Annotated in this window: 17 protein-coding genes; all 17 read left to right on the top strand. The window is 52.2% G+C overall.

Annotation, left to right across the window (positions count from 1 at the left end):
* Positions 1-459 carry a phage tail tube protein gene (locus tag KP014_RS28045; RefSeq protein WP_036589975.1) on the top strand — a complete coding sequence of 153 codons (459 nt, stop codon included), beginning with the start codon at positions 1-3 and terminating at the stop codon, positions 457-459.
* 106 nt (positions 460-565) lie between these two features.
* A complete protein-coding gene (locus tag KP014_RS28040; protein WP_036589976.1) occupies positions 566-988 on the top strand; it encodes a phage tail assembly chaperone in 423 nt (140 codons plus the stop codon).
* 192 nt (positions 989-1,180) lie between these two features.
* Positions 1,181-3,040, top strand: coding sequence for a phage tail tape measure protein (locus KP014_RS28035; RefSeq protein WP_036589977.1), 1,860 nt, complete (start codon positions 1,181-1,183; stop codon positions 3,038-3,040).
* A complete protein-coding gene (locus KP014_RS28030; protein ID WP_036589978.1) occupies positions 3,037-3,786 on the top strand; it encodes a LysM peptidoglycan-binding domain-containing protein in 750 nt (249 codons plus the stop codon). Before KP014_RS28035 ends, KP014_RS28030 begins: the two co-directional genes overlap by 4 nt.
* A 39-nt stretch (positions 3,787-3,825) precedes the next feature.
* Positions 3,826-4,788, top strand: coding sequence for an XkdQ/YqbQ family protein (locus KP014_RS28025; RefSeq protein ID WP_036589980.1), 963 nt, complete (start codon positions 3,826-3,828; stop codon positions 4,786-4,788).
* Positions 4,789-4,791: 3 nt separating this feature from the next.
* Entirely contained in the window at positions 4,792-5,088 is a 297-nt protein-coding gene (locus tag KP014_RS28020) for a DUF2577 domain-containing protein (RefSeq protein WP_036589982.1), read from the top strand.
* Entirely contained in the window at positions 5,085-5,504 is a 420-nt protein-coding gene (locus KP014_RS28015; RefSeq protein WP_036589984.1) for a DUF2634 domain-containing protein, read from the top strand. Before KP014_RS28020 ends, KP014_RS28015 begins: the two co-directional genes overlap by 4 nt.
* Positions 5,497-6,552: a baseplate J/gp47 family protein gene (locus KP014_RS28010; protein WP_036589985.1), complete on the top strand. Its 1,056-nt coding sequence runs from the start codon at positions 5,497-5,499 to the stop codon at positions 6,550-6,552. The genes KP014_RS28015 and KP014_RS28010 overlap by 8 nt, the downstream gene beginning before the upstream one ends.
* A gap of 1 nt (position 6,553) precedes the next feature.
* Complete coding sequence (locus KP014_RS28005) at positions 6,554-7,105, top strand: putative phage tail protein (protein WP_051499481.1); 552 nt, start codon at positions 6,554-6,556, stop codon at positions 7,103-7,105.
* 11 nt (positions 7,106-7,116) lie between these two features.
* Positions 7,117-8,526, top strand: coding sequence for a hypothetical protein (locus tag KP014_RS28000; RefSeq protein WP_036589990.1), 1,410 nt, complete (start codon positions 7,117-7,119; stop codon positions 8,524-8,526).
* 15 nt (positions 8,527-8,541) lie between these two features.
* Positions 8,542-9,060: an XkdW family protein gene (locus KP014_RS27995; RefSeq protein ID WP_036589992.1), complete on the top strand. Its 519-nt coding sequence runs from the start codon at positions 8,542-8,544 to the stop codon at positions 9,058-9,060.
* Positions 9,053-9,157, top strand: a complete 105-nt coding sequence (locus KP014_RS27990; protein ID WP_216700436.1) for a CD1375 family protein — start codon at positions 9,053-9,055, stop codon at positions 9,155-9,157. Before KP014_RS27995 ends, KP014_RS27990 begins: the two co-directional genes overlap by 8 nt.
* Positions 9,158-9,252: 95 nt before the next feature.
* Complete coding sequence (locus KP014_RS27985; RefSeq protein ID WP_090834801.1) at positions 9,253-9,555, top strand: hypothetical protein; 303 nt, start codon at positions 9,253-9,255, stop codon at positions 9,553-9,555.
* A gap of 3 nt (positions 9,556-9,558) precedes the next feature.
* Complete coding sequence (locus KP014_RS27980) at positions 9,559-9,759, top strand: hypothetical protein (RefSeq protein WP_036589994.1); 201 nt, start codon at positions 9,559-9,561, stop codon at positions 9,757-9,759.
* Entirely contained in the window at positions 9,746-10,141 is a 396-nt protein-coding gene (locus tag KP014_RS27975) for a hypothetical protein (RefSeq protein WP_036589995.1), read from the top strand. The genes KP014_RS27980 and KP014_RS27975 overlap by 14 nt, the downstream gene beginning before the upstream one ends.
* Positions 10,113-10,823: a M15 family metallopeptidase gene (locus KP014_RS27970; RefSeq protein ID WP_036589997.1), complete on the top strand. Its 711-nt coding sequence runs from the start codon at positions 10,113-10,115 to the stop codon at positions 10,821-10,823. Before KP014_RS27975 ends, KP014_RS27970 begins: the two co-directional genes overlap by 29 nt.
* A 288-nt stretch (positions 10,824-11,111) precedes the next feature.
* Positions 11,112-13,904, top strand: a complete 2,793-nt coding sequence (gene ppc / locus KP014_RS27965) for a phosphoenolpyruvate carboxylase (RefSeq protein ID WP_036590024.1) — start codon at positions 11,112-11,114, stop codon at positions 13,902-13,904.
* Positions 13,905-14,052: the final 148 nt, after the last annotated feature.

Below are 14,052 nucleotides of genomic sequence, written 5' to 3'. Positions count from 1 at the left end.
ATGGCGTTCTTGAAAGCTAGCGATACGATTTCCGGTCAGGAAGGCCGCGCCTATGCGGTGATCGGCACCCAAATCGAAGAGATGTTCTATGTGAAAAAGCTGGAGGCTACGGTCGAGAAGCAAAAGGCGGAAGTCAAAACGCTGGGCCGCCGCGGCGTCCAGCATAAAGCGACGGGATGGTCGGGAAGCGGTTCGATGACCATTTTTTATATGACCAGCCGTTTCCGTCAAATGATGCTCGATTATATGAATACGGGAGTTGACCAGTATTTCGATATCGAAGTCATCAACGAGGACCCTTCGTCCAGCATCGGTGCTCAGCGGATCAATCTGAAGGGCGTCAATCTGGACAGTGTCATTATGGCTTCGCTCGATACCGAGTCGGATGCACTAGAGGAAGAGGTCAGTTTCACTTTCGAGGATGTAGAGATTGGCAAGCCGTTCGGAACGGTATCTTAAGCAGGCATTTAAGCCCATCATGTAAGTTTGCTCGCGGGGGAGGGCGGCGTCTATAGCGCCGGTTCCTGCCCTCGGCGGGCCACAATAATCATAGGAGGATTAGAGAATGAGCGAATTCAGTTTGTTTTTTGCACAAAATGTAAGCTGCGACACGACCGAGGAATTTATCGTATCCACGCGCTTTAAAGATAAGGACGGCAAGCCCGCAGCCTGGAAGCTGCGCAGCATGACGGAGGACGAGAATCAGGAATGCCGGAAGGCGGCTACCCGGAAGATCAAAGGCAAGAACGGCGTCTACACGCCGGAAATCGACGCCAATGATTATATGGCCAAGCTGATGACGGCGAGCGTGGTATATCCCGATCTGAAAAATGCGGAGCTGCAGCGTTCTTACGGCATGCTGGGCGCGGAGGCGCTGCTGCGCAAAATGCTTCTGCCCGGCGAATTCGCCGCCCTCGGCGAGCGGGTGCAGGCGCTTAACGGCTTCGGCACCGATATGAACGAGCTGGTGGACGACGTAAAAAACTGATTAACGAGGGCGACGGAGAGGCCAATCTGGCCTACTACGCCCTCCATGAGCTGCATATTTTACCCCATGAGCTTATGGCGCTCTCCGTCCGCGAACGGGCCGCCATCTATGCGATGATCGCCGTCCGGGTGGATAAAGAAAAGCGGGAGCGCTCAAGAGGCAAGGGAAGAAAGAGATGAAGGGGGTGGATAGATGGATAGCGAGGTAGCAAGCACCGCATTAGTACCGGTACGTGCGCTCACGGTCTGGAGAAATGTGAACGCGGAATGGGAACGGCTTAATCAGAACTTTGAAAGGGCTGCTTATTCGCTGAACGACCTTCAGAAAATACTGGAGCGGATTTACGAAGAAAAGAACAAGTCCTTTATGGAAGGCTTTATGCAGTCGCAGGAAGCGGCGCGGAGGCTCTCTGAACAATCGGGAAATGCGGGCGGCGACGCTGCAAAGGCGAAAAAGAGCTTTATGGACAAGCTCGGCGATGTTCTGGATGTGCTGAACATTAATACGTTCGAAGTAGCCAAATATTTTGGTGAAAAGGCCGCAGCCCGACTTTTTCCCAGAAATCAGCCTGCCTCGGGGGCATCAGCGGGTGGAGCCGGGGGAGGCGCCGCCACAGCCGGAGGAGCGTCCGCATCAAACGGATCGGATAAGGGCGGCTTTTTGTCTAAAACGGTCAGCGCTTTGAAGGGCTTGGATGTTGCTTCTGTATTTGACAAGGCGAAATCGCTGGGCGAGAAAGCGATCAAGGGTGCGGCAAAAGATGATAAATCGAATGTAGACGAGAACAATTGGAAAACGCTCCAGGATAATATAGACGGAGCTTATGCATTGATAGGGCAAAAGGCGCTTGTGGCGCTGCGGCCCGCGCTTGATGCCCTGAATAATGCCTTTAAATCGGATCAGATGACGGCTGCAATCAATCTCATGGCGAATCTCTTCTTAGTCGCGGCAACCGCCATCTCGATGGTAGTGGAAGGCCTGATCTATATGGGCGGCGTTATCCAGCAGAACTGGTCGGTCATCGGTCCGATCTTGGCTGCAATCGCCTTTGTCTATCTGGCTGCCATGATTGTTCAGGTATATTCGCTCGCAGCCGCTTGGCTTGTAGCCAATTGGCCGATTCTGCTTATCGTCGCCGCGGTCGCGCTGCTGATTTATATCCTGATGCAGTCGGGTGTCACCGTAGGAGAAGTTGTCGTCGCCATTGCTGAGGGCTTCGGCTGGCTGAAGGGTTTTATTGAGAACATTGTTATTGGCCTGTATAACACCTTTATTATTTTTGCGGACTTCTTCCGCAATCTGTTCATTGACCCCAGCTTTGCCGTGAAGAAATTATTCTATGATCTGGCGATGAACTTTCTGAACTTCATTTATCAAATGGCGCTGGGCGTTGAGAACTTTGCCGGTGGATTTGTGAAGGTGATCGCTTCGGCGGTGAACAAAGTATTAACCAAATTCAAGGCCGTAACGGATTTTCTGAGCAATATCCCGGGATTTGAAAAGCTGGCCAATGTAAAGGTCAATCTGCTTGACCCGGAAGACCCGCATGTATTCAGCGGCATGATCGATAATGTGCGGAAGATGATACCGGAGCCTGTAAGCGATAAGGCGGTTATAAACAGCCAGAAGAAGGCTTTTGTCGATCCTTCCATTGCCGCCAAGCAGTATGGCCGGGTAGGAAAAGATATGGTGAACAAATTCAGCACCAAGGTAAAGGAATCAAAGGACGATACCCATACCCAGAAGCAGCAGAAAATGCTTCAAAGTCCGGGACAGGGCAATATGAACAACCTGGGGAACATCAACAACGTCGCCCGTGTTGGAGAGGTCGGTTCCGTCAAAGATACCGTGGATATTTCCAGCGACGATCTGGCTATGCTGCGCGATCTGGCCGAAATCCAGGCCATTCAAAATTTTGTCGAGCTGACGCCAACGGTGCAGGTAACAACCGGAAACATTAACAACGCTGGAGATATCGACTCGATTATCAACAAAATCAATCAGAAGCTGAGCGAGGAATTCGTGTCGACCGCACAGGGGGTGTATACATGAATACGCACCAGGAGTACGGTTTTTTTCTCAGCTATAACAATATGGAGGATATCTTCCGCCTGCCGGTCAATCCCGAGACGCTGGAAATCAAGGAAGCGGGTGAAGGTAAAAGCTATACCATTATCGATTTGGGTGAAATCAACGCCATTTCCTATCCCAAGCTGACTGAAATTACGCTGGAAAGCATCTTTCCGGCGCAGCGCTATCCTTTCGTCCTCGTGCCGGAGACAGGGAAGAACCGTTTGCTTAAACCTTTTGAATATGTGGAGATGATCAAAAAATGGATGACGAGCCGCAGGCCGATCCGTTTTGTTTTTTCCGGTCTGGAGACGCGGGAGCCGCAGGCAAAGCCGAAAAGCTGGCTGGACGCTTCGCGGTACAGTGAAAATTCCACTTATTCCAATGATTTACCCGTGAGCATGGCTATGAGCATTGAAAGCTTCAACTGGAAGCTCAGCGCCGGCACTTCAGGAGATATCGAATATTCCCTCTCGCTCAAAAAGTATGTGTTCTATCAGGCGGCCCCGGTAAAAGTCGTTAAGGGAGCGGCTAAGACTCAGCAGCAGAGAGCAGGCGACCGGAAAGCCCCGGCTGTCTATAAGCTGAAAGCGGGCGACAATCTGTGGAAAATCGCGCAAAAGGTACTGGGCGACGGCAGCAGGTGGAGAGAAATCCAGAAGCTTAACGCCATTCCTGACAGCGAGCTCAGGAAGCTTCCGGTTGGCAAAACGATTAAGCTGCCTTGACGCAGCCCCGCTATTTTATCGGTCGGAGAGGAGGAAGCCATGGAACTGTTGGTCAAGAATAAGGAAGGCAGGATATGGGATATAGCTGGGATCGTCTCGGATATTTCCTGGAAAACCGCCCGCTCTGGGAAACCTTCTACACTGGAACTCACGCTCCTGAACGGGGGAATTTACCAGCATCCGAAATTTGCAATCGCCAACGGCGATATTGTGCAGTTCCGTAAGGATGGGATTAATGTTTTTTACGGATTTGTGTTCAGTCTGGAGACCGGGCAGGACCGGCTGCTCAAGCTGACGGCCTACGACCAGATCCGGTATCTGCTTGGCAACGGCAGTTATGCTCTCGAGAACGTAACGGCAACCGGCGTCATTCGCAAAATTGCGGGCGATTACGGACTCAGGACCGGCGTGCTGGAAGAGACGGAGTACATTCAACCGTCTTTAATCGAAGACGATAAGAAGCTGCTCGATATCATTATGGGGGCGATCGAATCCGAGCTTCGGCAGAAAGGACGGCTGCTGGCTTTTTACGATGATTTTGGCAAGCTTACGCTGCGCAGTCCGGAATCCATGCTGCTGAATGTGGCGCTCGGTGCGGGAAGCCTTCTATATGACTATTCACTCAAAACGAGCATTGACGACGAGACGTATAACACAATTATTTTGTACAAAAACAATGAAGAGACAGGGAAACGCGATTTCTACCCGGCCAGCGACAAGGACAATGTCAAACGGTGGGGGATTCTGCACTTGTCCCAGAAGGCGGACGACAATGCGAACGCGGCGCAAATCCGGGAGAAGGCGGAACAGCTGCTGAAGCTGCATAACCGGGAAAAGGTAAGTCTTTCGGTACAGGCCATCGGCGATTTGCGCGTGCGTGCAGGCAGCTTCATTTATGTGCTTCTGGATGAGCTTGAGGCGCAGCTGTTTCTGGTCGATCAGTGTACTCACAATCTGTCGGGGGGAGAGCATACCATGTCTCTTGATATCAAGGTGGTGTAAACCGTGTTGGATATTATTAAAAAAGCAAGCCTCGGAGCGGTGGACAGCAGCAATCCGGTGGCTTTTTTTTATGGAACGGTAATCGCGGGAACGCCGCTGCAAATCCAGATCGATCAAAAATTTATTTTGCCCGGGAACGCGCTCGTTCTGCCCGAATCGGTCATGGAGAGCAAAATCCCGCTGGATGGCGGGGAAGTCGTGCTGCGGCGGGGGCTTGAAGCGGGTGACCGTGTTCTGTTGCTGCGCATGCAGGGCGGTCAGAGCTATGTCGTGCTGGATAGGCTGGTGAAGTCGCCATGATTCCCGAAGCGGGACAGTCCGGTTACATTACAGAGCAGGCGGAGGGGGAAGCGGGCGAATCCCCGAGCTTAACCTATGGTATCGACTGGAAAAAGGGACGGATTGCCGGCTATGTGGACGGCCTTGAGGCTCTGAAGCAGGCGGTAGATAAGGCGCTGCGTACACTCCGCTATGAACAGCTTATTTACAGCTCCAATTATGGAACGGAGTGGAATCTGGTGCTGGGTCAGGACCGGCTGCTGGCCAGATCGGAGATTCGGCGGATTGTAACGGAAGCGCTGCTTCAAGACGACCGGGTTGAGGGAGTGGATCAGCCAGAGGTTTCATTTAACGGCGACAATGTGTCAATTAACGTTACGGTGAGGTCGCGCTACGGAGATATCCAAATCAGAAAGGAGTTGAATGCAAATGGCTGACCAGACATTCGGGGCGATTCTGGAGCGGATGCTGGATCGTGTGTCGGAAGAGCTGGACAAAAGGGAAGGCAGCATCATTTATGATGCTTTGGCCCCTGCGGCCGCGGAACTGGCCCAGATGTATGTCGAGCTGGAGCTGAATACGAATCTGTTCTTTGCCGACACGGCGACCGGCGAGTTTCTGGAACGGAGCATTGCATGGTCGGGCATCACAAGACGTCCCGCAAGCCCGGCCGAAATTCAAGGGACGTTCTCTGCGGACGGCGGCGGAGGGTTAGACATTCCGATCGGCAGCCGCTTTTCACTCGATCAATTGAACTATACGGCGGCGGAGAAGCTGTCTCCCGGTAATTACCGGCTCACCTGCGAAACGGCTGGAACAGCGGGAAACCGCTATTCCGGCGCGCTCCTGCCCATCGACTACATTCCGCAGCTCTCGCGGGGCGAGGCGGTTCGCCTGCTGATTCCCGGAGAGGATGCGGAAGACGATGAGACGCTGCGGAGGCGTTATTTCGATTCAGCCAGACGTCCGGCGACAAGCGGCAACAAAGCCCATTATGCGGAATGGGCCCTGCAAATTCCTGGCGTGGGCGGCGCGCGCGTATTTCCGCTGTGGAATGGTCCGAAGACGGTGAAGGTAACGATTGCCGACGTGGAGAAGAAACCGGCCTCCACGTTGCTTGTGAATCAGGTACAGCAATATATCGACCCGGTTCCGGGACAGGGGGAAGGACAGGCGCCCGTTGGAGCGTTGGTTACGGCAGCTTCGGTTCAGGGCAAGACCATAACGGTCTCCGCTGAGGTCACGCTGGCTTCCGGATATGAGCTGCAAGAGGTGAAGGAGCGATTTCAAGCCGCTCTTGAGAACTACCGCAAGGAAAAAGGATTTACCGCGACGTATATCAGCCAATCCGTAATCGGCGCTCTGCTGCTTGGCACCGAGGGGGTTGCCGATTATGCGAATCTGCTGCTGAACGGCGGAACGGGCAATGTGACACTCGGGGCGGAAGAAGTGCCGCTGTTCGGCGCCGTGACGTTGGAGGTGTAGAATGGCAGCTAATGAGTTGTTTACCGACCTTATGGATTATTTGCCGGATTATTATCGCGGCATCCTGGAAATGGAGACGGTGCAAGGCATTCATACCGCAGAGTGCGGGGACGCCTGGCTTGCTCTGGAAGACCATCGCGGTCAGTTGAATGTAGATACGGCAACCTGGCTGCTGGACCGCTGGGAGAATGAGCTGGGACTGAACGTTGATCGGACCAAGACTTACGCTGCACGCAGGGAACGAATCACAGCGAAGCTGCGAGGGGCGGGGACGACGACGCCGGACATGATCCGGCGGACGGCTTCCGCTTTTTCCGGGGGAGAGGTTGAGGTCGCGGAGGTTCCGGGCGAGTACAGCTTCGAAGTCCGATTCGTTGGCACGCTTGGCATCCCGGCCAATCTGGACGACCTCATTCAAATCATCGAGGAGATCAAGCCGGCTCATCTGGACTATCGCTTCCAGTACACCTTCACCTGGTGGACCGCGCTTAAGGCCCTGACCTGGAGCGTGGCGCACGCTAAGACCTGGGAGGACTTACGAGTATATGAATAGGAGTGTGACTTATGCAAACGACTAACAATCTTGGTTTGAAAAAACCGGAGGGCACCGATATTGTTGACATTGCCGATCTGAACGGCAACATGGATACGCTGGATTCCGCTGTAAAAAGCCTGCAGGACCATGCGGCCGATACGCACCGGCACATTACGGATGCGGAGCGGACGCAGTGGAATGCCAAGGAAACCACCGCAGGCTCCCAGGCCAAAGCGAACGCCGCAGCAGCCGCCTCGGTGCCGCTGACCCAGAAGGGGACGGCGAACGGCGTAGCCACGCTGGATGCCTCGGCGAAGCTGCCCGCCGGGCAGCTGCCGGCAACTGCTGTGCGAGCGACGACAGCCGATGTTACTTATTATGTGCGAACGGATGGTAATGACAGTAATAATGGGTTGGCGAATACGGCGGCGGGGGCGTTTAGGACGATAGGTAAGGCGATTAGTATGATTCCAACCGTTGTCAATCATAAGGTCGATATCATGATTGCAAATGGGACCTACTCAGAGGATGTGTTATTACACGGATTTACGGGCTATGGACAGATACGCATCAATCCTTCTGCCACAGTCATTAATGATTCTTGTATTATCCAATCCCTCACGCTTGACAGTAATGCCATTGCAGTTATTGCTCAAGGGGTCAAAGCTTCCCGGACCAGCGCCTACGCATTTTCAGCAAAATCGTGCATTAACGCTGCATTTTTGTTCTGCAAAACCGATACAGCGTCTTCATACGATGGTCTATTTGTTAGCAGCGCAAAAGTGTATATCTACGGTTCTATAATATCTAACCGGAACAAGGCTGTTAATGCTAACCAAAACGCCGAGGTGTTTACGTGGGATTTAAGCGGAACAGGCAATATTATTGCTTTATACTCAGGCGAAGGGAGCAGGATATCAACAACTGGCTCAGTTCCTTCAGGGACGACTCAGGCGGCAAGTGGAAACGGCGGAACATTGACCACGGGGGTTATCAATCCATGGGGAGATAATACTTATAATAGCCGGCCATTTGGATCACTAAATCATACACCATCGACGCAAACAATCAGCGCTAGCGTATGGACCAAAATAAATTTAACTGGACAAGTCGAAAATCAACGGGGAATCTGCGATGCGTCAAATGCACGATTTGTTATCCCTGAAACTGGCATTTATCTCTTAACTTGTCGTATTGGATTGGGAGCAAACGGTTCGAATTTAACCGGACTCCGGCTTGGGGTATATCTGAACGGGACCCGCAATATGCAGATTGCTGAAATGAACGGATTCTCTTCAACTGGAATAACGTTAAGCGGCAGTTCTTTGTTTAGTTTGAGTACCGGAACTGTGGTTGAAATTTACGCTTACACCGATCAATCAGCAACTATCAGTCAATCCGGTGAGTACTCTCATGTATCGATAATTCGTGTGGCATAGGAGGAAGGATTATAGATGAATTTACCCGAAACATTAAAATTTTTGTACCCTAACGCAAGTCCGCTGTTTGATTACTTGATACAAGATGACGGACCCACGCCAACTTTGCGAGAAGGAGTCGATGGGCGAAAAAAATACTTAATCCGCCCTCTTACAGAAGGGGAGACGGAAGAAGTTGAAGGTGTTCATTATTATTATCGCGTATACTTCGGCGATTTAGTTGAAGGCCAAGATTATGACATTGTAAATCGAGGCCCATACATCGCCGTCTGGAACCTGGATGCCCCGAAGCCGACTGAAGAGGAATTGCAGTCCGCCTGGGATGCATATCAGAAAGCTGAAGCGGACAAGCCGCCGGCGGAGCTAGGCGAGTTGGAACAGCTGCGTAAGGAGCTCGCGGATACCAAAGCTGCTCTGGAAGATACGAACGGTAAGCTGAAAGCCGCCGGGGAGGAGACAACCAATGTGCAGCTCGCGCTGGCCGAGATATATGAGCAGCTGCTGGCGCTGAAGGAGGGGAACGCCAATGGCTAAAGTATACGCGGACTTGATCCGCCAGGACCTAAAGACGGTGGATGAAGTTCCATCAGCATTACAAGAGGAAGTGCGCCAAATCATCGTAATGGCGTGAAGTATTGTTTTCACAGCATGAATCATTCATGACCTAAAACACGCATCGCGCACAAGTGTTTTTCGCCCCCGCCGGACGGGGGTTTTTTATATTTAATGAAAGAAAGGGACGGGAAAATGGAACAGGGAGACATTGCGCAACTGGAGAAACTGCTGCCGCTTGCGGACAAATACGGGCTCGCTTATGTCGTGGCGTTGGTTCTGATGATTGTAGTTATTATGCTGCTGCGGGCGATCGCCAAAGGAAGCTTGGTGCCTCGGGAGCTGCTGGACAAGGCTGAGGAGGATCGCGACCGGCTGCAGGCGATTCTCGATAAGGAACGTTCTGATTTCATGCAGCCGACGCTCGATGTGCTTAAAAAATTGAAAGTCGATCAAACGGAAGACAGGGGGGCTTAAAGCATGCGGTTTCCATGGATTTGGCGCCTTTTGCTGCCCCTGCATGCGGAAAAAGAAAGGGAGCTCCGGCAGGCCTCCACCCGTGTGACGCTTACTATCAGCCGCTACCGGGACACATCGCGGGAGATACAGGAAGAGATCGGGCGCAACCGGTTCGCCCAATATTTGATTTATGATCGAGGGGATGCCCATGAAAGGAATTGATATTGTTCTGCTGGCACTGTACAGCATGGCCATCGGCTGTTCGCTGTATATCATTCATCGCCATAAAGCTTATTTTCACGAACGTTTCCAAAAGGGCGTGGTCAGCGTGTTCATGCTGGTGATGCTCTTTTTTCTTATGGCGTATACTTTCAAAATGCTGATTGTGCTGCTGGCCCATTTTGCGGACGTATACGGATTCTTGACTCCGGAGCTTGAGACCTGGCTGCTGTATGGTTGGACCCTGGCCCAACTCGGAACGACTGCAGGATTGATCGCCTTGGCTGCGCTGACGCATTCAGGCAGGTACGACCAATTTATCTATTTCAGACGGATTGACCGGAAAGGAGAAGGGCATGCTGACTCTGACACAGGTTCAAAATAAATCATCGGCCAAACTGGCTGGGCTAAATCCGGCTGTGCATTCGGCGGCTGCGGCGCTGATCGAGCGCTGCTATGCCTGCGGCATTCCAATCCTCATTACCCAAGGGCTGCGCACGGCGGCCGAGCAAGAGGCGTTATACGCGCAGGGGCGCACCAAGCCGGGGGCCGTTGTCACCAATGCGCGCGGAGGATACAGCTACCATAATTACGGACTAGCGGTCGATTTTGCGCTGCTGCTCCCGGATGGAAAGAATGTATCGTGGGACATGCTGCGAGACGGCAATGAAGACCGGCTAACGGACTGGGAGCAGGTTGTACAAATTGCCAAAACATTAGGCTTCGAGTGGGGCGGTGACTGGAGCGGGTTTAGAGACTATCCTCATTTGCAAATGACGTTCGGGCTGGCTTTGGACCGGCTGCGTGCGGGAGAATGGCCTTCCAGGGCAGCTATGGCAACCGTAAATGATCTTTTGAAGAAGGAGGACAACATAATAAAAGAAGAGGAAGCTATCGTGGCGGTTCATGTTAACGGAGTAAAAGCAGCCGACGGTGTGCTTGATAAAGGGATTACCTATGTTCCGGCGCGTTTGCTGGCAGAGGCGATCGGCGCCAAAATAAGCTATGATCCGAAATCCAGAACGGTAGACATTACGCTCGCCAGCGAAAAAGCCAAATTTTTTTAAAATTAATTTCAGTCTTCGCGCTGAATAAGTTCTCTAAATGTAAACCCTATCTTCGGTATTTCATATGTATTTTAGAACGATACCAGCTATTTTCTCGATAATTTAATAAAAATGTAAAAAAATATACCTGTATAAATAATCATTTTGATGTATAATCTTAAAAGACTATAGTGCTTTACCGTGAAAGATAGTTGGAGATTTTCAAATCGTTTTATTGTATGATATGAGGAAAGCTCAAACATGACCTGTGATGAGACATTCATACGGAAGAAGGATGGGGGGAACAGCATGACCGAACTTACGACTACCGCAGGCAAAGTCAATTCCAACAATCTGCTGCGGAGAGACGTACGGTTCCTTGGAAACATTTTGGGCGAGGTCTTGGTACATCAAGGCGGTAATGAATTGCTGGAGATCGTGGAGAAGATTCGCGAGACCAGTAAGTCATTGCGTTCAATTTGTTTGCCTGAACTGCACAGCGAATTTAAGGAGTTAATCGACTCCCTGGATCCGGAGAACCGGCATCAGGTAATTCGGGCATTTGCCATTTATTTTCAATTGGTGAATATCGCCGAACAGAATCACCGGATACGCCGGAAAAGAGACTATGAGCGCTCGGCGGGTGAGACCGTACAGCCTGGCTCTATAGAGAGCGCTATTCAGGAGCTGAGAGAACGGGACTTCTCTCCTAAGGAAGTGTGGGAGATTGTTAACGGCCTGTCGCTGGAGCTCGTCATGACTGCCCACCCGACAGAGGCGATGCGCCGCGCCATTCTTGACATTCACAAGCGGATTGCCGACGATGTTACGGGCCTCGATAACCCGACACTGACCTTTAGGGAACGCGAGCAGCTTCGGGAGAAGCTGTTGAACGAAGTTATTACCTTATGGCAGACGGATGAACTGCGCGATCGCAAGCCTACGGTGCTTGATGAAGTGCGCAACGGAATGTACTACTTTCACGAGACGATTTTTCATGTGCTGCCTGATGTTTATCAGGAGCTTGAACGGTGCCTTAGCAAGTATTATCCGGGACAGAATTGGCATGTTCCGACTTATCTGCGGTTCGGTTCCTGGATCGGCGGAGACCGCGACGGTAATCCTTCGGTTACGTCTTCGGTCACGCTCCAGACGCTGAGAATGCAGCGCATACTGGCGGTACGGGAATATCAGCGGATTATGCGCGAGCTGATGCAGTATTTAAGCTTTAACACAAGCATTGTAAAAGTGACGCCGGAACTGCTGGAGTCCATCGTCAAAGACCGCGCGGCTGTTAAACTGGACCGCATCGACGCTTGGCGCAACGATAACGAACCGTATCGAATCAAGCTCAGCTACATGATTTCGAAGACGCAGAACGTGCTGGACGACGAGAAAAGAGGAACGTCGGAGTGCTACGCTTCGCCGGCCGAGCTCATAAACGACCTGAACGTCATCGACCGCAGCCTGCGGCATCACTTCGCTGATTACGTGGCGGACACGTACATTAAGAAGCTGATCCGCCAGGTGGAGTTGTTTGGCTTCCATACGGCGACGCTCGATATCCGCCAGCACAGCAAAGAGCATGAGAACGCCATGACGGAAATTCTGGCCAAGATGGACATTACGCCGGATTATTCCAAACTGTCTGAGCAAGAGAAGATTGAGCTTCTGGAGAAGCTGCTCAATGATCCGCGGCCGCTGACCTCCCCTTACCAGGAGTACAGCGAAGGAACCGAGGAATGCCTGGAAGTGTACCGGACGGTTTATAAAGCACAGGCGGAGTACGGCAAGCAGTGTATAACCAGCTATCTGATCAGTATGGCGGAGGCGGCCAGCGATATTCTGGAGGTTATGGTATTCGCCAAGGAAGTTGGACTGTTCCGCCGCGATGCTGACGGTAGCGTTGTCTGTACACTGCAGGCGGTGCCGCTGTTCGAGACGATCGATGATCTTCACGAGGCGCCGGATATCATGCGCACAATCTTCAATATGCCGATCTACCGTCAGGCGGTAGCGGCAATGAGTGATTTGCAGGAGATTATGCTTGGTTATTCCGACAGCAACAAAGACGGCGGCGTGGTGACCGCCAACTGGGAGCTGCGTGTGGCGCTGAAGGGGCTTACGGCTATGGCCGACGAGTTCGGCGTGAAGCTGAAGTTCTTCCACGGCCGCGGCGGAGCGCTCGGCAGAGGCGGAATGCCGCTGAACCGCAGTATTTTGGCCCAGCCGGCCTCTACCATCGGAGGCGGTATTAAGATTACCGAGCAGGGAGAGGTTCTTTCCTCCCGGTATTCTATGAAGGGGATCGCCTACCGCAGTCTGGAACAGGCGACTTCCGCGCTCGTGATTGGGGCAATTAACGCAAGAACGCCGCACAGCGATCTTTACGATAGCAAATGGGAAGAGATCTGCAGAGAGATTTCAGAGGTTTCGCTGGACAAATATCAGGATTTGATCTTCCGCGACCCGGATTTCCTGAGCTTTTTCAAGGAGTCCACGCCGCTTCCGGAAATCGGAGAGCTCAATATCGGCTCCCGTCCGTCCAAGCGCAAGAACAGCGACCGGTTCGAGGATCTGCGGGCGATTCCGTGGGTATTTGCCTGGACCCAGAGCCGTTTCCTGCTGCCGGCTTGGTATGCGGCGGGAACCGGGCTGCAAAGCTTCTATCAAGGCAAGGAAGAGAACTTGAAAATCCTTCAGCATATGTACGGGCATTTCTCCTTCTTTACGAGCCTGATCGATACGCTGCAAATGGCGATTGCCAAAGCGGATCTCATTATCGCAAGAGAGTACGCGGAGATGGGAGAGAATGAGGAAGCCCACAAACGGATTTACGGACTGATCGAGGAAGAATTCCGCCTGACCTCGGACCTAATCTTGAAGATAACCGGCCAGCAGGACATTTTGGATAATGTGCCGGTCATTCAGGAGTCGATCCGCCTGCGCAACCCTTATGTCGATCCGCTCAGTTATTTGCAGGTGCAGCTGTTGACCGAGCTAAGAGCGCTGCGGGATAAGGATCAGGACGACCCTGAGCTGCTGCGTGAAGTGCTCCTTACGATCAACGGAATTGCCGCCGGTCTTCGCAATACCGGCTGATACCGCGATCCGGTTCATTTCATAAGATATGCCAGCCTGTCTTCCCGTGCGTGGAAGACAGGCTTTTTTGCCTATTGCCTAAACCTGGAAATACGGAGATAAAGCCTTGATTTTTAACCGTTGTTGAATTACGATTTAAATGCTTGTA

It is taken from the genome of Paenibacillus sophorae, from assembly GCF_018966525.1.
Classification (GTDB): Bacteria; Bacillota; Bacilli; order Paenibacillales; family Paenibacillaceae; genus Paenibacillus_AQ; species Paenibacillus_AQ sophorae.
Note: the sequence above shows the minus strand (reverse complement) of the source record. Positions and strands in the feature narration are given on the sequence as shown.

Coding starts and splice junctions, on each gene's coding strand:
- KP014_RS28040 (WP_036589976.1), top strand. CDS start 566: ATGAGCGAATTCAGTTTGTTTTTTGCACAAAATGTAAGCTGCGACACG.
- KP014_RS28000 (WP_036589990.1), top strand. CDS start 7,117: ATGCAAACGACTAACAATCTTGGTTTGAAAAAACCGGAGGGCACCGAT.
- KP014_RS27970 (WP_036589997.1), top strand. CDS start 10,113: ATGCTGACTCTGACACAGGTTCAAAATAAATCATCGGCCAAACTGGCT.
- KP014_RS27985 (WP_090834801.1), top strand. CDS start 9,253: ATGAAAGAAAGGGACGGGAAAATGGAACAGGGAGACATTGCGCAACTG.
- KP014_RS28010 (WP_036589985.1), top strand. CDS start 5,497: ATGGCTGACCAGACATTCGGGGCGATTCTGGAGCGGATGCTGGATCGT.
- KP014_RS28030 (WP_036589978.1), top strand. CDS start 3,037: ATGAATACGCACCAGGAGTACGGTTTTTTTCTCAGCTATAACAATATG.
- KP014_RS27980 (WP_036589994.1), top strand. CDS start 9,559: ATGCGGTTTCCATGGATTTGGCGCCTTTTGCTGCCCCTGCATGCGGAA.
- KP014_RS28015 (WP_036589984.1), top strand. CDS start 5,085: ATGATTCCCGAAGCGGGACAGTCCGGTTACATTACAGAGCAGGCGGAG.
- KP014_RS27975 (WP_036589995.1), top strand. CDS start 9,746: ATGAAAGGAATTGATATTGTTCTGCTGGCACTGTACAGCATGGCCATC.
- ppc (WP_036590024.1), top strand. CDS start 11,112: ATGACCGAACTTACGACTACCGCAGGCAAAGTCAATTCCAACAATCTG.
- KP014_RS27990 (WP_216700436.1), top strand. CDS start 9,053: ATGGCTAAAGTATACGCGGACTTGATCCGCCAGGACCTAAAGACGGTG.
- KP014_RS28035 (WP_036589977.1), top strand. CDS start 1,181: ATGGATAGCGAGGTAGCAAGCACCGCATTAGTACCGGTACGTGCGCTC.
- KP014_RS27995 (WP_036589992.1), top strand. CDS start 8,542: ATGAATTTACCCGAAACATTAAAATTTTTGTACCCTAACGCAAGTCCG.
- KP014_RS28025 (WP_036589980.1), top strand. CDS start 3,826: ATGGAACTGTTGGTCAAGAATAAGGAAGGCAGGATATGGGATATAGCT.
- KP014_RS28005 (WP_051499481.1), top strand. CDS start 6,554: ATGGCAGCTAATGAGTTGTTTACCGACCTTATGGATTATTTGCCGGAT.
- KP014_RS28045 (WP_036589975.1), top strand. CDS start 1: ATGGCGTTCTTGAAAGCTAGCGATACGATTTCCGGTCAGGAAGGCCGC.